This is a genomic window from Pantoea sp. E2023-21 (assembly GCF_051302795.1).
GTDB classification, from domain to species: Bacteria; Pseudomonadota; Gammaproteobacteria; order Enterobacterales; family Enterobacteriaceae; genus Pantoea; species Pantoea ludwigii_A.
This window is the reverse complement of record NZ_CP195344.1, coordinates 1335965-1357947: the sequence shown is the minus strand read 5'-3', so window position 1 is coordinate 1357947 and position 21983 is coordinate 1335965. Positions and strand designations below refer to the sequence as shown.

The window sequence follows — 21983 nt, the reverse complement described above, 5'->3', positions numbered from 1 at the left end:
CCATGCGTTTGTTTATTGCCGAAAAACCCAGCTTAGCGCGTGCGATTGCCGACGTGTTGCCGAAACCGCATCGACGCGGCGACGGCTATATTGCCTGCGGGAATGACCAGGTTGTGACCTGGTGTGTTGGCCACCTGCTGGAGCAGGCGCAGCCCGACAGTTACGATAGCCGCTATGCGCGCTGGAATCTCGCTGATTTGCCGATTATTCCGGAGAAGTGGCGTTTACAGCCGCGTCCATCCGTGGCGAAGCAGTTAAAAGTGATTGAAGGATTGCTGCAGCAAGCCAGCACCGTTGTTCACGCGGGCGACCCCGATCGTGAAGGGCAACTGTTGGTAGATGAGGTGCTGGATTACCTGCAACTGTCACCAGAAAAACGCAAAACGGTACAACGCTGCCTGATTAACGATCTCAATCCTTCCGCGGTTGAACGTGCGGTCGGGCGCTTACGCGAAAACCGCGAATTCATTCCGCTGTGCGTGTCAGCGCTGGCGCGCGCGCGCGCTGATTGGCTATACGGCATCAATATGACGCGCGCATGGACGTTGCTTGGTCGTAACGCCGGTTATGACGGCGTGCTGTCTGTCGGCCGTGTGCAGACGCCGGTACTTGGCTTGGTGGTGCGTCGCGACGAAGAGATCGAGAATTTTATCCCGAAAGACTATTTCGAAGTTAAAGCGCACATCGTTACGCCGAAAGAGGAACGCTTTGTCGCCAGCTGGGTGCCGAGCGATGCCTGTGAGCCCTGGCAGGATGAAGAGGGGCGCTTGCTGCATCGTCCGCTGGCGGATCACGTTCTGGAGCGTATTAACGGTAAACCTGCTCGGGTCACGGGCTATAACGATAAACGCGAATCCGATACCGCGCCGCTGCCATTTTCGCTTTCCGGTTTGCAGATTGAGGCCGGTAAGCGCTTTGGCCTCAGCGCGCAGAACGTGCTGGATTGCTGTCAACGCCTGTATGAAACTCACAAATTGATTACCTATCCGCGTTCCGATAGCCGTTATCTGCCCGATGAGCACTTTGCCGGCCGCCACGCGGTGTTAAACGCCATTCAGGCGCATCAGCCTAATTTGACACCGCCAACAGATTTTAATCCCGATCGGAAAAACCGCTGCTGGGATGATAAAAAAGTCGATGCACACCACGCTATTATTCCTACCGCACGTGCCAGTAAAGTGAGTCTGACTGAGAATGAATCCAACATCTATGGATTGATTGCTCGCCAGTATTTGATGCAATTTTGTCCGGATGCGGTTTTCCGCAAATGCGTTATTGATCTCGATATCGGCGGCGGAAAATTTATCGCCAAGGCGCGTTTTCTGGCCGAAGCTGGCTGGCGTGCGCTATTAGGCAGTAAAGAGCGTGACGAGGAGAACGATGGCACGCCGCTGCCCGTCGTGAGCAAAGACGATGAGCTGCTGTGTGAACGCGGCGAAGTGCTGGCTAAGCAAACACAACCGCCGCGTCCGTTCACCGATGCCACTTTATTATCTGCGATGACGGGCATCGCCCGCTTTGTACAAGATAAAGAATTAAAGAAAGTGCTGCGTGCAACCGATGGTTTAGGAACGGAAGCGACGCGTGCAGGCATTATTGAATTGTTGTTCCGCCGCACTTTCCTGGTGAAAAAAGGCCGCTATATTCATTCGACGGATGCGGGCAGGGCGTTGATCCATGCGCTGCCAGAAATGGCGGCCCGGCCAGATATGACGGCGCAATGGGAATCGACGCTGACCCGCATTAGTGAGAAGGCCTGTCGCTATGATGAGTTTATGCAGCCGCTGGTCAGCACCTTAATTGGGTTGATTGGAGAAGCGCGCCAGCGACCGTCGTTACAGGCCTTTCGCGGATTAACTGCGCCTGGACCAAAAAAGAAAACCAAACCTAAAACGGCTCGTCGCAAAACCAAGGAGACAGAGTGATGCGTTATGCAATGATGTTGCTCAGTGGACTGCTGTTATGTAGCACCTCTGCGCTGGCCAACCGCCAGCCGGAAAATAATCGTATGGGTAATACCGATGTGGTGGTGGATATGCCATCAGAAGTGTGGACGCAGGGGCAAAATAATCGTCAGAGTAACTGCATGCAGTGCTGTACTTATGAGAACCGGAGTTATTCCGAAGGCGCGGTGGTTAAGGCGGAAGGCGTGCTGCTACAGTGCGGACGAGATGAGAAGGTGTTAGGAACTAACCCGCTGATCTGGAAGATTATTAAATAAACACGCGTGGCGTATAACGCCACGCTGCTTCTGCTTCATCACAGCTTAAACGTCGACCAAACCGGTGCGTGATCTGACGGTTTTTCCATGCTGCGAATATCGTAATCGATACCGCTTTCAACACATCGCGAGGCGAGTGGTTGGCTCGCCAGCAGCAGGTCAATACGCAGACCACGATTGTCGTCAAAGCCTTTCGAACGGTAATCAAACCACGAGAATCGATCGTTGGTTTCCGGGAACTTATCTCGCCAGGTATCCACCAAACCCCACTGCAATAAGCGATCCATCCATTCACGCTCTTCAGGCAGGAACGAACATTTCCCCGTGCGCAGCCAGCGCTTGCGATTGTCTTCACCAATGCCGATGTCGAAATCAGTGCTGCTGATGTTCATATCACCCATGATCAACACCGGCTTATCAACGGCTAACTGCTGCTCAAGATAGCTTTGCAGGTCACGATAAAACTTCTCTTTCGCCGGGAACTTAGTGGGATGGTCGCGACTTTCACCCTGTGGGAAATAACCGTTAATCACGGTGATATCGCCAATCGGACTCGGGATTTCCGCCATGATCAAACGACGCTGTGCATCTTCATCATCGCCAGGGAAACCGCGACTGACGTTGATCGGCTCAGCTTTGGTCAGCAGTGCGACGCCATAGTGGCCTTTCTGTCCGTGGTAAAACACGTGATAACCCAGTTTACTGACGTCTTCGAGCGGGAACATATCGTCATGCACTTTGGTTTCCTGCAAGCCGATGACATCGGGTTGATGCTGTTCAACCAGCGCTGCTAATTGGTGAGGACGTGCACGCAAGCCGTTGATGTTGAAAGAGACAAATTTCATTTCGCTGCCATTTCTATCCGCAAAAGTATGGCGCGATGGTAACGAGTTTTTTGGGAAAAGTCATGGTGTGAAGCAGGAGAAAACAGCGATTAAAGCAAAAGGGGAGAGTGTAGGAGAGCATGTGATGGTGATGGGAGAAGGATGATTTGACGCGTTGCGTCTCACCCTTCGGGCCGCGCTAAAGCGCGTTGTCTCACGTCGTTCGACTCGAACCTTCTGTCGAAGCTTCTCATCCTTCTCTAAGTGATGAATATAAGTTTAAGGGATTTAAATAAGAGAGGGAGAGCATGTGATGGTGGTGGGAGAAGGATTCGAACCTTCGAAGTCTGTGACGGCAGATTTACAGTCTGCTCCCTTTGGCCGCTCGGGAATCCCACCGGGGATATGACATATTGTGGCTTCAAGCAGAGACGATTCAGATGGTGGTGGGAGAAGGATTCGAACCTTCGAAGTCTGTGACGGCAGATTTACAGTCTGCTCCCTTTGGCCGCTCGGGAATCCCACCACTGGCCTGAATCATTGCGTCTTAAAGCGGGGCGCATCATAACAAATGCGCTCAGCCTGTAAAGCGCCGTCACTGATAATACAAACTGTTTGCCCACTTTTTATGCGCAGCGCTGAAGAGTTGTGCAGTTCAGCGCCGAACTGGTTAAAGAATGATCGTCCGGTTGCCATATACAAACACGCGTTGACCTAACACTTTATACAGTGCACGGCTCAAAACATTCTTCTCAACGTCACGTCCAGCACGCATCATCTCTTCTGCGGTGTAGCTGTGATCGACGTTGATCACGTCCTGCATGATGATTGGGCCTTCATCAAGGTTATCGTTCACATAGTGTGCGGTGGCGCCGATGATTTTCACACCGCGCTCATACGCCTGGTGATACGGACGCGCGCCGATAAACGCCGGCAAGAAGGAATGATGGATGTTAATGATCTGGTTTGGATAGCGTTGCACAAAAGCAGGCGTTAACACGCGCATGTATTTAGCCAGCACGACGTAATCCGGCTGATAGCGGTCAATTTCATCCGCCATGCGGTTGTCATGCTCTTCACGCGTATGGCCTTCGTGGCTCACCATTACAAACGGAATATCGAAACGTTCAACCAATGAGCGCAGCGTTTCATGATTACCGATGACTGCAGCAATCTCCATATCGAGACCGCCAAACGCACTTTTCATCAACAGATCGCCAAGGCAATGCGCCTCTTTGGTCACCAGAATGACGACACGGCGACGGCCCGCACTTTGCAGTTCACGCACCGATCCCGTTGGCAGCGCGCTATCGAGATCGGCCAATAGCGTATTGTCGTTGAAAATGCCTTCCAGCTCTGTGCGCATGAAAAAGCGCCCGGTACGGTGATCGACAAACTCATTGTTCTGCACAATGTTAAGTTCGTGCTTGTAGCAAATGTTGGTGATCTTGGCGATCAAACCTTTCGCATCAGGGCAAATGGTTCGTAAAACTTTTCGTTGGATGGTGTGCGCTTGCATCTCGATCAGAGTCCTGTCAAAGCGATGAATGGTAAAGCCGTTGTGTATCTGTCCAGATTAACCACAACATTTTTTGTATTTTTTATCGGCGCCACAAGGACAGCGATCGTTACGTCCCAACTCAGGCGTTGTTCCGTCAACATAGTACCAGCGTTGATCCTCGCGAAGAAAGCGCGAACATTCGTAGATGGCTGAAGTCCGACCTTTTTCGAGGTAACGCGCAAAAAACGTCACGAAGGCTTCATTCTCATGGCTTCCATGATTACAACGAGTTACATTCAAGCCCAGCCATTCAGTACCGGAAAAACTTTCAGATAATAACGTCTCAAGGTCGCCCGCGCGTTTACTGGGGTGCCAGGTTGCCGCCAACCACGCGGCATCGTTAACAACATAGGCGGTATAGCGTGAACGCATTAATTGTTCCGCGCTGGACGGGTTCGCTTGGCCATTCAGAAAGGGTTGGCAACATACGCTATACTCCTTTCCGCTGCAGCAAGGGCACTTTTCAGACACGTCATCTCCTGGAAGTGATTAAAGTAAATTAAAGCGTGCGCTATGGTAGCCGACTGTCAAGCGTGATGCTACGTAACAAGCCAATCACGAGGTGAGATGAGAAAAGTCAGGATTGGGCTGGCACTAGGTTCAGGTGCTGCCAAAGGATGGTCACACATCGGCGTTATCACTGCGCTAGAACGTGCGGGAGTAGAGATCGATGTGGTGGCAGGTTGTTCAGTTGGCGCATTAGTCGGCTCGGCTTACGTGAATGGTCGGCTGGGCGTGATGGAAAAATGGGTGAGCGCATTTCGTTACTGGGACGTCATCCGACTGATGGACCTCTCCTGGCAGCGCGGAGGTTTATTGCGCGGCGATCGGGTGTTTAGCCACATTCGGCAGCTCATTCCCAACGATCTGATCGATCAGTGTGACAAGCCTTTTGGCGTCGTGGCCACCAATTTAAGTACCGGGCGTGAAGTGTGGTTAACCGAGGGCGATTTGCATCAAGCTGTGCGTGCGTCCTGTAGTATGCCAGGCTTATTGCCACCCATCGCTTACAATGGGTATTGGTTAGTGGATGGTGCAGTGGTTAATCCCGTGCCAATTTCGCTGACGCGCGCTTTAGGTGCCGACATTGTCATCGCCGTTGATTTACAACATGACGCACATCTGATGCAGCAAGATTTATTATCTGTTACGCCGCAAAGCGGTGAAGAAGCGGCGGCCGTTGAAGCGCTGAGTTGGGGTAAAAAATTGCGCCAACGTATTCTTGGTTTGACGCATCGCCGAGCTAATCAAACGCCGGGTGCGATGGAGATCATGTCTACATCAATCCAGGTTCTGGAAAATCGTCTGAAACGTAACCGCATGGCGGGCGACCCGCCGGATGTGCTGATTCAGCCGTTTTGTCCGCAAATTTCCACACTGGACTTCCACCGTGCAGAAGAAGCCATCGCGGCAGGCAAGGCCGCCGTTGAGAAAAAAATGGATGAACTATTACCGCTGGTCCGTGGCAGATAGTCAGGTTGTTCATTCACACGGGTTGTTACTTCAGTTAATTCTGAAAGGCGCAACTGCATTTTATGAACCACTATTGAATAATCTGGTACGCAGGGGGAGAGAATGGAAAAACCGCTAATCGGCAAAAAGATACTCATTGTCGAAGATGAGGTCGTTTTCCGTTCATTGATGGAAAATTTACTCACCAGTCTGGGCGCTAGCACGCTGGAAGCCGGTGATGGACTGGATGGCCTAACTTTACTGTCTGCACAGTCAGTCGATCTGGTTATTTGCGATCTTGAAATGCCGCGTATGGGTGGCATTCCTTTCGTCGAGCGACTTCGCACACGTGGCAACAATGTGCCGATTCTGATTATATCCGCCACCCAAAATATGGCGGATATCGCCCATGTGTTGCGTTTGGGCGTTCAGGATGTGCTGTTAAAACCGCTGAAAAATCTTGAGCGTTTCCGCGAAGCCGTATTTGAGTGCCTCTATCCCTCCATGTTTACCTCCAAGGTGGAGGAGGACGAACAACTCTTTCAGGATTGGGATGCGCTAGTTAGCGATCCGTTGGCAGCGTCAAAATTACTCAAACAACTTCAGCCCCCGGTGCAGCAAACCATCGCCAATTGCCGTATTAACTACCGTCAGCTCACCATGGCGGAGCAGCCGGGTTTAGTGCTGGATATTGCCGCGCTGTCTGAGAATGATCTGGCATTCTATTGCCTTGATGTGACGCGCGCTGGCGATAATGGCGTGTTAGCTGCGCTGTTACTGCGCGCACTGTTTAATGGTTTGTTGCAAGAGCAACTTTCCGGCCAAAAGCAGCGATTGCCAGAGCTGAATGGCCTGCTGCGTCAGGTTAATATGCTGTTGCGGCAGGCTAATCTTAGCGGTCAGTTTCCACTACTGGTGGGTTACTACCATCGCCAGTTGAAAAATCTGATCCTGGTCTCTGCTGGGCTTAACGCCACATTGCATATCAACACTCATCAAATTCAACTCAGTAATGGTGTGCCACTTGGTACTATGGGCAGCACTCATCTCAATCAAATCAGTCAACGTGCCGACGCCTGGCAGTGCCATATTTGGGGCGCCGGTGGCAGGCTACGCTTAATGCTATCGGCCGAAGAATAATCAGACGAATTAAATTTTTCCGCGGGATAAAGACAGGACCAGGGGCAAGCTTTACACTTGGGTAATAGTCTTAATTTCCGCGGATTAGCTCCATCCAGGATAAATCCGTTCAATAGTAACGGTATACTCATTTCGTTTTTAAACCGACATATCAAGTATTAACTTGAACGGCCTATTAAGAGAGGTATTTAGATGTCTGCCTATAAGACTAAAGTAAAAAAAGCGGTAATCCCTGTTGCAGGCCTCGGCACGCGTATGCTGCCTGCGACCAAAGCTATTCCAAAAGAAATGTTACCGCTGGTCGATAAGCCGTTGATCCAGTATGTCGTGAATGAGTGCATTGCAGCAGGCATTAATGAGATTGTGCTGGTCACCCACTCTTCTAAAAACGCTATCGAAAACCACTTTGATACCAGTTTTGAATTGGAATCTATGCTGGAAAAACGCGTTAAGCGTCAGCTGTTGGATGAAATCCAGTCTATCTGCCCACCGCACGTTACCATCATGCAAGTTCGCCAGGGTATCGCTAAAGGCCTGGGCCACGCGGTGATGTGTGCGCACCCGCTGATTGGTGATGAGCCATTCGCCGTAATTCTGCCAGATGTGATCATCGACGAATACGAATCTGATCCGACCAAAGATAACCTGGCAGAGATGCTGACTCGTTATGAAGAAAGCGGTCGTAGCCAGATCATGGTTGAACCCGTTGCTGATGTCACCGCCTACGGTGTAGTTGATTGCCAGGGTGCTGAGCTCTCAGCAGGTCAGAGCGCACCAATGGTTGGCGTGGTCGAGAAGCCTAAAGCTTCTGAAGCCCCATCAAACCTGGCGGTTGTGGGTCGTTACGTGTTGTCTGCTGAAATCTGGCCACTGCTGGCGAAAACGCCTCCGGGTGCAGGCGGCGAAGTTCAGCTGACTGATTCCATTGCAATGCTGATGGAAAAAGAGACCGTTGAAGCTTATCACCTGAACGGTGTAAGCCATGACTGCGGCAACAAACTGGGTTACATGCAAGCCTTTGTTGAATACGGCGTTCGCCATCCAGTATTGGGTAAAGATTTCACCCAATGGCTTGAAGGCGCGGTAGGCAACAAAAAGTAACTCAATAAACACAGGATAATTCAATGAAAGTCACTGTATTTGGTATCGGCTATGTCGGTCTGGTTCAGGCTGCGGTGTTAGCCGAAGTCGGACATGACGTTCTCTGTATTGATGTCGACGAAAAGAAAGTCGAGAACTTAAAGAAAGGCAACATTCCGATTTTTGAACCGGGCCTGACGCCACTCGTTATGTCTAATTATGAGTCGGGTCGCTTGAAGTTCAGCACGAATGCGGAAGAAGGCGTTAATCATGGTGTGATGCAGTTTATCGCTGTGGGTACGCCGCCCGATGAAGACGGTTCTGCCGATCTGAAATATGTGACTGCAGTTGCGCGTACGATTGCGCAGCACATGAACGATCATAAAGTTGTTATCGATAAATCGACCGTGCCCGTAGGTACTGCAGATCGCGTTCGTGCGGTAATGACTGAAACGCTGCAAAAGCGTGATGTGAACATCGCCTTTGACGTAGTTTCAAACCCGGAATTCCTTAAGGAAGGTGCGGCAGTTAACGACTGTATGCGTCCTGAACGTATCGTTGTCGGTACTGACAACGATGAAGTGGTTGAGCTGTTACGCGAGCTTTATGAGCCGTTCAACCGTAATCATGATCGTATGATTTTAATGGATATCCGCAGTGCAGAGCTGACTAAATATGCGGCTAACTGCATGCTGGCAACCAAAATCAGCTTCATGAACGAGATCTCTAACCTGGCAGAACGTCTGGGAGCCGACGTTGAGAAAGTTCGCCAGGGGATCGGTTCAGATTCTCGTATTGGTTATCACTTCATCTATCCAGGCTGCGGTTACGGCGGTTCTTGTTTCCCGAAAGACGTGCAGGCGCTGATTCGCACTGCTGAGTCAATCGGTTACACGCCGCGTTTGCTGCAGGCGGTAGAAGACGTTAACGATTCGCAAAAGAATAAGCTTCCGACCTTTATCAAGCGTCATTTTGGCGACGATCTGCGCGGCAAAACTTTCGCTCTGTGGGGACTGGCGTTCAAACCGAACACTGACGATATGCGTGAAGCCTCTAGCCGCGTGCTGATGGAAACGCTGTGGGAAGCGGGAGCAACCGTGCAGGCGTTTGACCCAGAAGCAATGGACGAAGCGCAACGCGTCTATGGTCATCGTAATGATCTGAAATTGATGGGTACCAAGGAAGCGGCGCTGCAGGGTGCGGATGGCTTAGTCATCTGTACTGAATGGCAAAACTTCCGTGCGCCAGATTTCGATGTCATTAAAAATGCGTTGAAAGAACCCGTGATTTTTGATGGGCGTAACCTGTATGATCCAGAGCGTATCAGCAAACGCGGTTTCACGTACTATGCAATCGGCCGCGGAGCGTCAATTAAAATTGTAGAATAATGAGGGATGTATGAAGTTTCTGGTTACCGGCGCGGCAGGTTTTATTGGATTTCACGTCAGTCAGCGTTTGCTGGCCGCTGGTCACCAGGTTGTCGGTATCGATAACCTGAATGACTATTATGATGTCAGCCTTAAACAGGCCCGTTTAGATCAGAACACTCAACATGCTGATTTTATTTTCGTAAAAATGGACCTGGCGGATCGCCAGGCCATTTCTTCCTTATTCGCTGAACATGAATTTGAACGTGTCATTCATTTAGGCGCGCAAGCGGGCGTACGTTATTCGATTGAAAACCCACACGCTTATGCTGATTCTAATTTAATCGGTCATCTGAATATTCTTGAAGGCTGCCGTCATAATAAAGTTGGCCACCTTCTGTATGCCTCATCCAGTTCAGTATATGGCCTGAACCGCAAAATGCCTTTTTCAACGGATGACTCCGTTGACCATCCTGTTTCACTTTATGCGGCTACTAAAAAAGCCAACGAGTTGATGTCGCATACTTATTCACATCTTTATCAATTGCCCACTACCGGCTTACGCTTCTTCACTGTCTATGGTCCTTGGGGCCGTCCGGATATGGCGCTGTTCAAATTCACACGCGCGATGTTAGCCGGTGAGCAAATAGACGTTTATAATAACGGACAAATGACGCGCGACTTCACCTATATTGATGATATTGCCGAAGCCATCGTGCGACTGCAGGATGTCATTCCGCAAGCTGATGACAACTGGACCGTTGAAACGGGTTCAGCAGCAAGCAGTTCGGCACCGTACCGCGTTTATAATATTGGCAATAGCCAGCCGACAAGTTTAATGACTTACATTGAATCGCTGGAAAAAGCTTTGGGTATTGAAGCGAAGAAAAATATGCTGCCAATGCAGCCCGGCGATGTATTAGGTACCAGTGCTGATACGCAACCCCTTTACAATGCCATTAACTTCCGCCCACAAACTGGCGTAGAGCAGGGCGTCAAGCATTTCGTTGAATGGTATCGGCGCTTCTACCAACAATAGTCAAGCATAAAAAAAGGAAGCCTAAGGCTTCCTTTTTCTTACCTGGTATAAAGTGAGTTAGCGGGTGCTATTCACAACTCGAAGCACTGGAAGGATTACAGCAGGAAATCGTCCAGTTGTTTACCTTGTTCTTCAATTGCTTTTTTAATCACTGCAGGTGTGCGGCCCTGGCCTGTCCAGGTACGGTTTTCACCGTTTTCATCGACATAAGAATATTTGGCTGGACGTGCTGCACGCTTGGTTTTACCCGGAACTTTTGTTTCAGATAATGCCTGTAAAAGATCATTTGGATCAATACCATCAGCAATCAGCATTTCACGATATTGTTCAAGTTTGCGTGTGCGTTCTGCGTTTTCCGCTTGAGCGTGCGTATCTTCTTCGCGACGCTCATTGACCACAACTTCGAGTTTTTCCAGCATCTCTTCCAATGTTTCCAGAGAGCATTCCCGAGCTTGCGCGCGCAATGTACGGATATTATTAAGAATTTTAAGTGCTTCGCTCATTGTCCTAATCTCAAAATATAATAAATGGGAGTTGTTCTGCCGTCTCATAATAGAGGTGCAAAAAAATAACTGCAATAGCCAGATTTAAAAGCAAAACGTAAAATTTTAAAAAATAAGCTTATTGAGAGAGCCAGTTACAGAATATATTTACCCATTTGGGGATCTTTTCTAACTGAGTTTACTCAGGAGTTAGTTTAGCCAATGCTGACTGTGACGCTCTGTCAGTAATAGTGATGAATTAATATCAACTTAAGTGCTATTTTGACAAAACGTGCTCAACACTCAAATGATGAAAAAATATCCTTTTTACGAGTGTTGTTAATTTGAGCAAGTGATAAAAATAATGCATCGCTACTGTTATTCAGGTTTATGATAGACTGCGGCCCATCAGATACAGGCGCGATGAGATTTCCTAATGGCTCAACTCTATTTTTATTACTCTGCGATGAATGCGGGTAAATCAACGGCTTTGCTACAATCATCTTATAATTATCATGAGCGCGGCATGCGTTCTCTGGTTTATACCGCTGAAATCGACAACCGCTTCGGTGCGGGCAAAGTCAGCTCTCGTATCGGCCTTTCGTCTCCTGCATTTTTATATAACGCTGAGACTAAACTCGATCAGGAAATAGCAGACGAGCATGCGAAGAATCCGGTGCATTGTGTATTGGTTGATGAGAGCCAGTTTCTGACGCGCGAGCAGGTTAAAGCATTATCTGATGTCGTCGACAACCTGGATATTCCCGTGTTGTGTTACGGTTTACGCACTGATTTCCGCGGTGAGTTGTTTGTAGGCAGCCAATATCTACTCGCATGGGCCGATAAATTGGTTGAACTTAAAACCATCTGCCATTGTGGCCGTAAAGCCAGCATGGTTTTACGTCTGGATGCAAACGGTAAGCCTTTCAGTGAGGGGGAACAGGTGGTGATTGGCGGTAACGAGCGCTATATTTCGGTATGTCGGAAACACTATAAGCAAGCGATTAATGAAGGTTCGCTGAAAGCCATTTATGGGTCGCATTCGGCACCAGCTTAACGAGCAATTCCCCCATTAAAAAACCCGCCGAAGCGGGTTTTTTTAGTTAAAGCGCTTTAGGCTTTTTTAGTTTTCTTCTCAATTTTCACTTCTACTTTAGGCACTTCAGCTTTCTCGTTGAATGACTCTGAGAATTCACGACCGTAGAAGGTATCCAACATGATTTGTTTAAGCTCAGCAATCAGCGGATAGCGTGGGTTTGCACCAGTACATTGGTCATCAAATGCATCCTCAGCTAATTTGTCCACTTTTGCCAGGAAGTCCGCCTCTTGCACACCCGCTTCGCGAATGGAGGTTGGGATACCCAACTGTGTTTTCATCTCTTCAAGCCACGCCAGCAGTTTTTCAATTTTCTGCGCGGTACGGTCGCCAGCGGCGGACAGTCCTAAATGGTCTGCAATCTCAGCATAACGACGGCGCGCTTGTGGGCGATCGTATTGGCTGAAAGCCGTTTGCTTGGTCGGATTGTCATTCGCGTTATAACGAATCACGTTCGAAATCAGCAGGGCGTTTGCCAAACCATGTGGAATGTGGAACTCAGAACCCAGTTTATGCGCCATTGAGTGACAGACACCCAGGAAGGCGTTAGCGAACGCAATACCCGCGATAGTCGCTGCATTGTGAACACGCTCACGCGCCACCGGATTTTTTGCTCCATCGCGGTAGCTGGCTGGCAAATTTTCTTTCAGCAGTTTGAGAGCTTGCAGCGCTTGACCGTCAGAATACTCATTCGCTAATACTGAAACATAAGCTTCAAGTGAGTGTGTAACCGCATCCAGACCGCCGAAGGCACAAAGTGAACGTGGCATATCCATCACCAGATTGGCGTCAACAATTGCCATGTCCGGAGTCAATGCATAATCCGCTAATGGGTATTTCTGGCCGGTGGCATCGTCAGTCACCACGGCAAACGGTGTGACTTCAGAACCGGTACCGGAAGTGGTGGTGATGGCAATCATACGTGCCTTGACGCCCATTTTCGGGAATTTATAGATGCGTTTACGGATGTCCATAAAGCGCAGTGCCAGCTCTTCAAAATGCGTTTCTGGGTGTTCGTACATCACCCACATGATTTTTGCTGCATCCATCGGTGAACCACCGCCGAGTGCAATAATCACATCAGGTTTAAAGCTGTTCATCTGCTCTGCACCTTTACGTACGATGCTTAGCGTTGGGTCAGCTTCGACTTCAAAGAACACTTCAGTTTCGATACCGTGTGATTTCAGTACGCGGGTAACCTGATCGGCATAACCGTTGTTGAACAAGAAGCGGTCAGTAACGATAAAGGCGCGTTTTGCACCGTCAGTTGCTACTTCTTCCAGGGCAATTGGCAGTGAGCCGCGACGGAAGTAAATAGACTTGGGAAGTTTATGCCACAACATATTCTCAGCTCGCTTGGCCACGGTTTTCTTGTTGATGAGATGTTTAGGTCCCACGTTTTCAGAAATGGAGTTACCGCCCCATGAACCACAGCCCAGCGTCAGTGACGGAGCCAGCTTGAAGTTGTACAGGTCACCGATGCCGCCTTGTGAAGCCGGTGTATTAATCAGAATACGCGCGGTCTTCATTTTGTCGCCGAAATAGTGCACACGCTCTATCTGATTATCTTGATCGGTATAGAGACACGAGGTGTGACCGATACCGCCCATGGTCACCAGTTTCTCTGCTTTATCAACCGCGTCGTGATAATCCTTAGCGCGATACATTGCTAAGGTCGGTGACAATTTTTCATGCGCAAACGGCTCAGATTCATCAACCAATTTCACTTCGCCAATGAGTATCTTGGTATTTGCTGGCACGCTAATTCCGGCTAATTCCGCAATTTTTGTCGCGGGTTGGCCAACAATCGCCGCATTCAAAGCACCATTTTTCAGGATGATATTCTGAATGGCTTTCAGCTCATCGCCTTGCAGCATGTAGCCGCCATGGCTGGCGAAACGTTCGCGGACTGCGTCATAAGCAGAATCAACCACAATCACCGATTGCTCAGAAGCACAAATCACACCGTTATCGAAGGTTTTCGACATCAGGATCGAGGCTACGGCACGCTTGATATCCGCTGTTTCATCGATGACGACAGGTGTATTACCCGCACCCACGCCAATCGCTGGTTTACCAGAACTGTAAGCGGCTTTCACCATGCCCGGACCGCCGGTTGCAAGGATCAGGTTGATATCAGGGTGATGCATTAACTGATTAGATAGCTCGACTGATGGGGTGTCGATCCAGCCGATGATATCTTTTGGTGCACCTGCCGCAATGGCTGCCTGCAGCACAATGTCCGCAGCTTTGTTAGTCGCATCTTTTGCACGAGGATGCGGAGAGAAGATGATGCCATTGCGAGTTTTCAGGCTAATCAGCGCCTTGAAAATAGCCGTTGAGGTTGGGTTTGTTGTGGGTACGATACCGCAGATCAAGCCAATCGGTTCAGCAATGGTAATGGTGCCGAAGGTATCGTCAGTGGCGAGAATACCGCAGGTTTTCTCATCTTTGTAAGCGTTGTAGATATATTCAGACGCAAAGTGATTCTTGATCACTTTATCTTCAACAATACCCATACCTGATTCGGCAACGGCCAATTTGGCCAGAGGGATTCGTGCATCTGCAGCGGCGAGGGCGGCAGCGCGGAAGATGGCATCAACTTGTTCCTGACTAAAATTAGCGTACTCACGCTGTGCCTTTTTTACACGCTCAACCAGTGCATTAAGTTCGGCAACATTAGTAACGGCCATAGTGCTCTCCTGAAGGAAGTTAAACTCTTTTAGTAAACAAGCCTGAGTCCAGAAGTATAGTCACGTATGCTTATATATTGGTCAGGTTGGCAACTGATTTGCCTTTGCTTACTAAAAGGGTTTCCTGGTGAAGATGCTTAAATGTCAGGGAGTGTTTTCGATGCGGTAAGATTACCCCTGATGGGGTAGGTGAATTTTGATATAGATCAAATCATGACTAAGCTGACACCTTTCAGCACTAACTTTTGCAAGTAAAGTTAGCGGAATGTGCCACATATTCTGATCTCAATGGCTGCATCGTAATAACCAAAGATTAACAGCAGCCGAATGTACTGACTTGGAGCCAAACAAGTAGCATAAATTTCTCCCTATGCCTCTGGTTTTTCGCCCGTCATATGAACTACATTAGGCGCGCTTTTTTACTCAGACCTTACCGGAGCCCACTTTGAACCCCGTGCTACTCGATCTTTCCGGCTACATTAAGTTTTTTGTCGGTTTGTTTGCCCTGGTGAATCCGGTAGGCATCATCCCGGTCTTTATCAGCATGACCAGCTATCAGGCGGTGGTGGAGCGCAATAAAACCAATCTCACCGCCAACCTGGCCGTTGCCATTATCCTATGGACCTCATTGTTCCTTGGTGATGGCATCCTGCATCTGTTTGGCATCTCAATTGATTCGTTCCGTATTGCCGGTGGCATTCTGGTGGTCACTATTGCGATGTCGATGATCAGCGGAAAACTCGGTGAAGATAAGCAGAATAAGCAGGAGAAGTCGGAGAGCGCGATTCGTGAAAGCATCGGCGTAGTGCCGTTAGCCTTGCCGTTGATGGCCGGTCCGGGCGCAATCAGTTCGACCATTGTCTGGAGCACGCGTTACCACAGTTGGCAGAATCTGATTGGTTTTAGTCTCGCGATTGCCATTTTTGCCTTTTGTTGTTGGCTGCTGTTTCGTGCTGCACCTTTAATGGTGCGGGTGCTTGGCCAAACCGGGATTAACGTCATTACCCGTATCATGGGCTTATTACTGATGGCATTGGGAATTGAATTTATTGTCACCGGCATGAAATCTATTTTCCCAGGCTTACTGAATTAAAAGAGAGTTATTTTTTATCCGAGATAAATTTTCGATCCAAAATGGTGCATCAATCCGTTTAATTGCACCATTTTGGTTAGTTTATTCATGCGCCTTAACTCCACACGTCCTATATCACTTTTACTACTGGCTCAAGCTTAATCCCGCCAGGTCTCACATCAAACTGTGATAATTATCACAGATAATAACTCTGCCGATGGCCATTGAACTAGCATTAGCGAAAAGTTTGTCACTTGATTGATAATTAATTCTGTGGCAAATGCTTATTTTCATGGTCGAATTCGTAAATATTATATCTACAGAACAATAACGAATAAAACATAGGCAATTATCGCGGAAAATTTATTTTAATCATGGGTTTATGCGATAATTCAGTTAAATAATTAACACTTTTCCTACCCGACCGAACGTGATAAAAGAGAATCTGCTAACATTTTTGGTGTTTAGCTTTGGCGTGCGGGCATCGGTTCTGATAATTTTCGGCACATCACAAATTTTTTATCTGATAGCGACAAATGTGTACGCTTCTTGCTTACAGGCTATCAGGCTTATGATTAAGGTTGATATTTGTTGATGAAATGCATGGTAGCAAAAACGTTCACGCGCTCAGTGCTTGCCTTATGCCTGATGGCAATTATTTCTCAAAGTCAGGCAGCACAAGTGCCTGCCGGAACGCAATTATCCGATTCTCAGCGTATTGTCATTAATAACGGTAGCGAAGTGGCGACGCTGGACCCGCAGAAAGCAGAAGGCGTGCCTGAATCAAATGTCATGCGTAATCTGCTGGAAGGATTGGTTGAAACCGATAATAACGGTCAACTGGTACCCGGCGTTGCCAAACAGTGGCAAAGTGAAGAAGGGCGCATCTGGACGTTTACGCTACGTGACGATGCGCGTTGGAGTAACGGCAAGCCAGTTACCGCACAGGATTTCGTCTACAGTTGGCAACGTCTTGCTGACCCTAAAACCGGATCACCTTACGCCAGCTATTTGCAGGCGGCTCATTTAGAGAACATTGATGCCATTTTGTCGGGCAAAGCCTCGCCCGCTGAACTCGGTGTTAAAGCTCTAGACGATCATCATTTACAAGTCACCCTTTCCGAACCCGTTCCCTATTTTGTTGACATGCTGGCCTACAGCGCGATGAAACCGGTCTATCGTCCGGCGATAGAACAATGGGGCGAGCAGTGGACGCAGCCGCAACACTATGTTGGCAATGGTGCTTTTACGCTGTCCGAATGGGTCGTTAACGAAAAAATCGTTGTTAAACGCAATCCGAACTATTGGGATAATGCGCATACAGTGATTGATGAGGGCGTGTTTTTACCTCTCTCCTCAGAAAACAGCGATATCAATCGCTATCGTAGCGGCGGTACCGATATGACTAACAGTGCGGTGCCGCCGGAGTTGTTTAAAAAGTTACAGCAGGATCTCGGTGATGAGGTGAAAGTCAGTCCGCTGTTGTGCACCTTCTATTACGAGATTAATAACCAAAAAGCACCGTTCAATGACGCACGTGTCCGTAGCGCGCTGAAGTTAACCTTAGATCGCGACATCATTGCGCAAAAGATCATGGGCCAGGGCCAGATTCCTGCCTATGGTTTAACGCCGCCGTTTACCCACGGAATCACGCTTTCTCCACCGGCCTGGGCACAACAAACCCAGTCAGAGCGCAATGCCAGTGCCAAACAGTTATTAGCGGATGCCGGCTTTAATCAACAAAACCCGCTGCGTTTCACGCTGCTTTACAACACCTCTGAGCAAAACAAGCGACAAGCGATTGCTGCCGCCTCCATGTGGCAAAAAAACCTCGGCGCGGTGGTGACATTACAGAATCAGGAGTGGAAAACGCTGCTGGAAACACGTCATCAGGCACAGTACGACGTGGTACGCGCCACCTGGTGCGCGGATTACAACGAACCGTCCACGTTCCTGAATATGTTATTAAGCGGCTCATCAATTAATACTGCGTTTTACCAAAGTTCGGCGTTTGACCAGTTAATGAAGCAAACATTGACCAGCGCAGATGAAGCAAAGCGCGCCGCTCTTTATCAGCAGGCTGAGGCGCAACTCGATAAAGACTCACCGATTGTGCCCGTCTACTATCGGGTTAGCGTGCGGTTGGTTAAGCCTTGGGTGGGAGGGTTTACCGGTAAGGATCCGCAGGACATGCTGGCGTTGAAATACTATTACATAAAGAAACATTGAGTAATGAGCCGATCCGGCGCTACAGTCGGGCGGCACTTTACCGTGGTAAACCCTGAAGGGTGATTAGGGTCTTCGTTCAGACACGCGGAGATCACCTGGAAACGGGGTACGCCGGGCGATAAGTCGACCCGGTAAAGATAATAAAACTGGAGCGTAATAATGAACAACATCACGAAAAAAAGCCTGATTGCTGCGGGCGTATTCGCCGCAATCGGCGCGCTGGCAGGGAATGCCGCGCTGGCAGCAACAGTACCAGCAGGCGTTGAATTGGCAGCAAAACAGGAACTGGTTCGCGGTAATGGCGATGAAGTACAGTCGTTGGATCCCCACAAAATTGAAGGTGTACCCGAAGACAACATCGCGCGTGACCTGTATGAAGGTCTAATCACCAGTGACAGCGATGGCAAACCGGTGCCGGGCGTGGCGGAAAGCTGGGAAAATAAAGATTTCAAAGTCTGGACTTTCCACCTGCGTAAAAACGCCAAATGGTCCAACGGTGAACCGGTCACCGCACAAGATTTCGTGTATAGCTGGCAACGTCTGGTGGATCCGAAAACCGCATCGCCATACGCCAGCTATCCGCAATATGGTCACATCGTCAATGTTGACGACATCATCGCCGGTAAAAAACCCACTACCGATCTGGGTGTGAAAGCAATCGATGATCACACGTTGGAAGTCACGCTGAGCGAGCCAGTACCGTATTTTTACAAGCTACTGATCAACTCCGTTATGTCCCCGGTGTATAAGCCTGCTATCGAGAAGTTTGGCGATCAGTGGACTCAACCGCAAAATTGGGTCGGTAACGGTGCATTCAAACTTGATTCACACGTGATCAACGAACGCGTGACGCTGGTGCGTAACCCGCAGTATTGGGATAACGAGCACACAGTTCTGAATAAAGTGACTTTTCTGCCAATCAACTCTGAGGTCAGCGACGTAAACCGTTACTTCTCGGAGAACGGCAGTGATATCACCTATAACAACATGCCAATCGAGCTGTTCAAAAAACTGCAGCGTGATAACGGTAAAGAGTTGATGGTGAAGCCGTATCTGTGCACCTATTACTACGAAATCAACAACCAGAAAGCACCGTTTACCGATCCACGCGTGCGTACCGCGCTGAAACTTGGTCTGGATCGCGACATCATGGTGAATAAGGTTCTGGCGCAAGGTCAGCAACCGGCTTATAGCTTCACCCCGCCAGCCACCGATGGCATGGAACTGCTGCCGCCGGATTGGTTCAAATGGGATCAGAACAAGCGTAACGAAGAAGCGAAAAAACTGCTGGCGGAAGCGGGTTATACCGCTGATAAACCGCTGACTTTCAACCTGCTGTATAACACTTCTGACCTACACAAGAAACTGGCGATCGCGGCCTCTTCAATCTGGAAGAAAAACATCGGCGTAAACATCAAGCTGGAAAACCAGGAGTGGAAAACCTTCCTGGATACCCGTCATCAGGGCAACTTTGATGTTTCTCGTGCTGCATGGTGTGCGGATTACAATGAACCTACCTCATTCCTGAACATCATGCTGTCTGACAGCAGCAGTAACACCTCGCACTACAAGAGTGCTGACTTCGATAAAGTTATCCACGATGCGGTCAAGGCCACAGACGATAAAGCGCGCGTAGCGGATTATCAGAAAGCTGAGCAGATTCTGGATAAAGACAGCACCATCGTGCCGGTTTACTACTACGTCAATGCGCGTTTAGTGAAACCTTACGTGGGCGGTTACACCGGCAACGATCCGCTGGATAAAACCGTCGATAAAAATCTGTATATCATTAAACATTAATAGCACTCAGGCTATCGATAGTGGCGGTGCTGCGGCACCGCCTTTTTACTTTGTGAAGCAACAGCCTGGTAGGTACGGCAATGTTAAAATTCATCCTGCGTCGGCTCCTCGAAGCCCTCCCGACGCTCTTTATCCTCATTACCATCTCTTTCTTTATGATGCGACTGGCACCCGGCAGTCCATTTACCGGCGAGCGTGTTCTTTCACCGGAAGTGATGGCGAATATCGAAGCGAAGTACCATCTCAACGATCCAATTGGCAAACAGTACCTGAGCTATCTGGTGCAGTTGGCGCATGGCGATTTTGGCCCCTCGTTTAAATACAAAGATTACTCGGTCAATTATCTGGTCGGCCATGCCTTCCCGGTGTCAGCCAAACTCGGTCTGGCCGCATTCTTCCTCGCCGTGGTGCTGGGCGTGACGGCTGGCGTGATCGCCGCCCTGAAGCAAAACACCCTGTGGGATTATGCCGTGATGGGGGTCGCGATGACCGGCGTGGTGATCCCCAGCTTTGTCGTGGCGCCGTTACTGGTGCTGGTGTTTGCGATTACCTTGCGCTGGCTGCCAGGCGGTGGCTGGAACGGCGGCCAATGGAATTACATGTTGCTGCCGATGGTCGCGCTCTCGCTGGCCTACATCGCCAGCATCGCGCGTATTACGCGCGGTTCGATGATTGAAGTGATGCACTCAAACTTCATCCGTACCGCACGCGCGAAAGGCCTGCCACTGCGCCGTATCGTGCTGCGTCACGCACTGAAGCCCGCCATGCTACCGGTACTTTCCTATATGGGACCGGCGTTTGTCGGCATCATCACCGGTTCAATGGTGATTGAGTCCATCTATGGTTTGCCGGGCATCGGCCAGCTGTTCGTTAACGGGGCTTTAAACCGTGACTACTCGCTGGTAATGAGTCTGACCATTCTGGTTGGCGTGCTGACCATTCTGTTTAACGCGATCGTTGATGTGCTGTACGCCGTGATCGATCCGAAAATCCGTTACTGATTGTGGAGCTCGCCCATGATGTTAAGTAAGAAAAACAGCGAAGCTCTGGATGCCTTCAGTGAAAAACTGGAAGTCGAAGGGCGCAGCCTATGGCAGGATGCGCGTCGCCGCTTCATTCATAACCGAGCCGCCTTCATTAGTTTGCTGGTGCTTCTGGTGATCACGCTGTTCGTCGTGTTCGCACCGATGTTGTCGCAGTTCAAATATGACGACACGGATTGGGGAATGATGTCTGCCGCGCCGGATACCGTTTCCGGTCACTGGTTTGGTACCGATTCCTCGGGACGCGATCTGCTGGTACGCGTTGCTATTGGTGGCCGCATCTCATTGATGGTGGGGATCGCTTCTGCCCTGATCGCGGTGCTGGTGGGCACGCTGTATGGCTCACTGGCGGGTTATCTGGGCGGTAAAATCGACTCGGTGATGATGCGTATTTTGGAGATCCTCAACTCCTTCCCGTTCATGTTCTTCGTTATTCTGCTGGTGACCTTTTTTGGTCGTAACATTCTGCTGATCTTTGTGGCGATCGGCATGGTGTCGTGGCTGGATATGGCGCGTATCGTGCGCGGCCAAACGTTGAGTCTGAAGCGCAAAGAGTTCATTGAAGCGGCGCAGGTCGGCGGTGTAAGTACCTTTAAAATCGTGCTGCGTCATATTGTGCCAAACGTGCTGGGCGTGGTGGTGGTGTATGCCTCGCTGCTGGTACCAAGCATGATTCTTTTTGAATCATTCCTCAGCTTCCTCGGCCTTGGTACGCAGGAACCCTTGAGCAGTTGGGGGGCGTTGTTGAGCGATGGCGCCAACTCAATGGAAGTGTCGCCGTGGTTGCTGATGTTCCCGGCAGGTTTCCTCGTGGTCACGCTGTTCTGTTTTAACTTTATCGGCGATGGCTTGCGTGATGCCCTCGACCCGAAAGATCGTTAAGG

Annotated in this window: 18 protein-coding genes, 2 tRNA genes and 1 other RNA gene; 13 read left to right on the top strand and 8 right to left on the bottom strand. The window is 49.5% G+C overall.

Features of this window, described 5'->3' with window-relative positions:
* Positions 1-2: 2 nt before the first annotated feature.
* Both ACRQ84_RS06450 and ACRQ84_RS06445 read left to right on the top strand, forming a co-directional pair.
* Positions 3-1925 (top strand): DNA topoisomerase III, encoded by a 1923-nt coding sequence (locus ACRQ84_RS06450; protein ID WP_064738852.1) that lies wholly within the window; start codon positions 3-5, stop codon positions 1923-1925.
* On the top strand, positions 1925-2221 hold the full coding sequence (locus ACRQ84_RS06445) for a YnjH family protein (protein ID WP_064738851.1): 297 nt from the start codon (positions 1925-1927) through the stop codon (positions 2219-2221). The genes ACRQ84_RS06450 and ACRQ84_RS06445 overlap by 1 nt, the downstream gene beginning before the upstream one ends.
* 38 nt (positions 2222-2259) lie before the next feature.
* On the opposite strand, the gene xthA is transcribed toward ACRQ84_RS06445, so the two are convergent.
* The 6 genes from xthA to ACRQ84_RS06415 form a co-directional block, all read right to left on the bottom strand.
* Entirely contained in the window at positions 2260-3066 is an 807-nt protein-coding gene (xthA, locus tag ACRQ84_RS06440; protein WP_483817520.1) for an exodeoxyribonuclease III, read from the bottom strand.
* Positions 3067-3191: 125 nt separating this feature from the next.
* Positions 3192-3320, bottom strand: a non-coding RNA gene (locus ACRQ84_RS06435) — RtT sRNA.
* A gap of 39 nt (positions 3321-3359) precedes the next feature.
* Positions 3360-3444: transfer RNA gene (locus ACRQ84_RS06430), tRNA-Tyr, on the bottom strand.
* 42 nt (positions 3445-3486) lie between these two features.
* Positions 3487-3571, bottom strand: a tRNA-Tyr gene (locus ACRQ84_RS06425).
* Positions 3572-3715: 144 nt separating this feature from the next.
* Positions 3716-4564: a formyltetrahydrofolate deformylase gene (gene purU / locus ACRQ84_RS06420; protein ID WP_064738849.1), complete on the bottom strand. Its 849-nt coding sequence runs from the start codon at positions 4562-4564 to the stop codon at positions 3716-3718.
* A gap of 57 nt (positions 4565-4621) precedes the next feature.
* Positions 4622-5077: a YchJ family protein gene (locus ACRQ84_RS06415; protein WP_483817519.1), complete on the bottom strand. Its 456-nt coding sequence runs from the start codon at positions 5075-5077 to the stop codon at positions 4622-4624.
* A gap of 96 nt (positions 5078-5173) precedes the next feature.
* Between ACRQ84_RS06415 and rssA the strand changes: the two genes are divergently transcribed.
* The 5 genes from rssA to ACRQ84_RS06390 all read left to right on the top strand — a co-directional run bounded on the left by rssA (position 5174) and on the right by ACRQ84_RS06390 (position 10684).
* The gene (rssA, locus tag ACRQ84_RS06410; protein WP_064738847.1) at positions 5174-6079 is read left to right on the top strand and encodes a patatin-like phospholipase RssA; all 906 of its coding nucleotides are present in this window, start codon (positions 5174-5176) and stop codon (positions 6077-6079) included.
* Between the two features lie 102 nt (positions 6080-6181).
* Positions 6182-7198, top strand: coding sequence for a two-component system response regulator RssB (gene rssB / locus ACRQ84_RS06405; RefSeq protein ID WP_064738846.1), 1017 nt, complete (start codon positions 6182-6184; stop codon positions 7196-7198).
* A gap of 192 nt (positions 7199-7390) precedes the next feature.
* Positions 7391-8299, top strand: coding sequence for a UTP--glucose-1-phosphate uridylyltransferase GalU (gene galU / locus ACRQ84_RS06400; RefSeq protein ID WP_064738845.1), 909 nt, complete (start codon positions 7391-7393; stop codon positions 8297-8299).
* A gap of 23 nt (positions 8300-8322) precedes the next feature.
* Positions 8323-9666: a UDP-glucose dehydrogenase family protein gene (locus tag ACRQ84_RS06395; protein ID WP_455843672.1), complete on the top strand. Its 1344-nt coding sequence runs from the start codon at positions 8323-8325 to the stop codon at positions 9664-9666.
* Positions 9667-9676: 10 nt separating this feature from the next.
* A complete protein-coding gene (locus tag ACRQ84_RS06390; protein ID WP_483817518.1) occupies positions 9677-10684 on the top strand; it encodes an NAD-dependent epimerase in 1008 nt (335 codons plus the stop codon).
* A 95-nt stretch (positions 10685-10779) separates the two neighbouring features.
* On the opposite strand, the gene hns is transcribed toward ACRQ84_RS06390, so the two are convergent.
* Positions 10780-11187 (bottom strand): histone-like nucleoid-structuring protein H-NS, encoded by a 408-nt coding sequence (gene hns, locus ACRQ84_RS06385; RefSeq protein ID WP_064738842.1) that lies wholly within the window; start codon positions 11185-11187, stop codon positions 10780-10782.
* A gap of 415 nt (positions 11188-11602) precedes the next feature.
* Between hns and tdk the strand changes: the two genes are divergently transcribed.
* The gene (tdk, locus tag ACRQ84_RS06380) at positions 11603-12223 is read left to right on the top strand and encodes a thymidine kinase (protein WP_483817517.1); all 621 of its coding nucleotides are present in this window, start codon (positions 11603-11605) and stop codon (positions 12221-12223) included.
* Between the two features lie 56 nt (positions 12224-12279).
* On the opposite strand, the gene adhE is transcribed toward tdk, so the two are convergent.
* A complete protein-coding gene (gene adhE / locus ACRQ84_RS06375; RefSeq protein ID WP_064738840.1) occupies positions 12280-14955 on the bottom strand; it encodes a bifunctional acetaldehyde-CoA/alcohol dehydrogenase in 2676 nt (891 codons plus the stop codon).
* Between the two features lie 445 nt (positions 14956-15400).
* On the opposite strand from adhE, the gene ACRQ84_RS06370 reads away from it, so the two are divergent.
* The 5 genes from ACRQ84_RS06370 (at position 15401) to oppC (ending at position 21981) form a co-directional block, all read left to right on the top strand.
* Positions 15401-16048 (top strand): YchE family NAAT transporter, encoded by a 648-nt coding sequence (locus tag ACRQ84_RS06370; protein ID WP_064738839.1) that lies wholly within the window; start codon positions 15401-15403, stop codon positions 16046-16048.
* Between the two features lie 573 nt (positions 16049-16621).
* The gene (locus tag ACRQ84_RS06365) at positions 16622-18256 is read left to right on the top strand and encodes an ABC transporter substrate-binding protein (RefSeq protein ID WP_483817516.1); all 1635 of its coding nucleotides are present in this window, start codon (positions 16622-16624) and stop codon (positions 18254-18256) included.
* A gap of 159 nt (positions 18257-18415) precedes the next feature.
* Complete coding sequence (gene oppA, locus ACRQ84_RS06360) at positions 18416-20056, top strand: oligopeptide ABC transporter substrate-binding protein OppA (protein WP_483817515.1); 1641 nt, start codon at positions 18416-18418, stop codon at positions 20054-20056.
* Positions 20057-20136: 80 nt separating this feature from the next.
* Complete coding sequence (gene oppB, locus ACRQ84_RS06355; RefSeq protein WP_064738836.1) at positions 20137-21057, top strand: oligopeptide ABC transporter permease OppB; 921 nt, start codon at positions 20137-20139, stop codon at positions 21055-21057.
* 15 nt (positions 21058-21072) lie between these two features.
* Positions 21073-21981 (top strand): oligopeptide ABC transporter permease OppC, encoded by a 909-nt coding sequence (gene oppC / locus ACRQ84_RS06350; RefSeq protein WP_064738835.1) that lies wholly within the window; start codon positions 21073-21075, stop codon positions 21979-21981.
* The last annotated feature ends 2 nt before the right edge of the window (positions 21982-21983 follow it).

Bases quoted from the DNA above. Each gene is read 5' to 3' on its own strand.
- ACRQ84_RS06390 (WP_483817518.1), top strand. From the start codon at position 9,677: ATGAAGTTTCTGGTTACCGGCGCGGCAGGTTTTATTGGATTTCACGTC.
- oppB (WP_064738836.1), top strand. From the start codon at position 20,137: ATGTTAAAATTCATCCTGCGTCGGCTCCTCGAAGCCCTCCCGACGCTC.
- oppC (WP_064738835.1), top strand. From the start codon at position 21,073: ATGATGTTAAGTAAGAAAAACAGCGAAGCTCTGGATGCCTTCAGTGAA.
- hns (WP_064738842.1), bottom strand. From the start codon at position 11,187: ATGAGCGAAGCACTTAAAATTCTTAATAATATCCGTACATTGCGCGCG.
- adhE (WP_064738840.1), bottom strand. From the start codon at position 14,955: ATGGCCGTTACTAATGTTGCCGAACTTAATGCACTGGTTGAGCGTGTA.
- ACRQ84_RS06445 (WP_064738851.1), top strand. From the start codon at position 1,925: ATGCGTTATGCAATGATGTTGCTCAGTGGACTGCTGTTATGTAGCACC.
- ACRQ84_RS06365 (WP_483817516.1), top strand. From the start codon at position 16,622: ATGAAATGCATGGTAGCAAAAACGTTCACGCGCTCAGTGCTTGCCTTA.
- rssA (WP_064738847.1), top strand. From the start codon at position 5,174: ATGAGAAAAGTCAGGATTGGGCTGGCACTAGGTTCAGGTGCTGCCAAA.
- ACRQ84_RS06450 (WP_064738852.1), top strand. From the start codon at position 3: ATGCGTTTGTTTATTGCCGAAAAACCCAGCTTAGCGCGTGCGATTGCC.
- ACRQ84_RS06395 (WP_455843672.1), top strand. From the start codon at position 8,323: ATGAAAGTCACTGTATTTGGTATCGGCTATGTCGGTCTGGTTCAGGCT.
- rssB (WP_064738846.1), top strand. From the start codon at position 6,182: ATGGAAAAACCGCTAATCGGCAAAAAGATACTCATTGTCGAAGATGAG.
- tdk (WP_483817517.1), top strand. From the start codon at position 11,603: ATGGCTCAACTCTATTTTTATTACTCTGCGATGAATGCGGGTAAATCA.
- xthA (WP_483817520.1), bottom strand. From the start codon at position 3,066: ATGAAATTTGTCTCTTTCAACATCAACGGCTTGCGTGCACGTCCTCAC.
- purU (WP_064738849.1), bottom strand. From the start codon at position 4,564: ATGCAAGCGCACACCATCCAACGAAAAGTTTTACGAACCATTTGCCCT.
- galU (WP_064738845.1), top strand. From the start codon at position 7,391: ATGTCTGCCTATAAGACTAAAGTAAAAAAAGCGGTAATCCCTGTTGCA.
- oppA (WP_483817515.1), top strand. From the start codon at position 18,416: ATGAACAACATCACGAAAAAAAGCCTGATTGCTGCGGGCGTATTCGCC.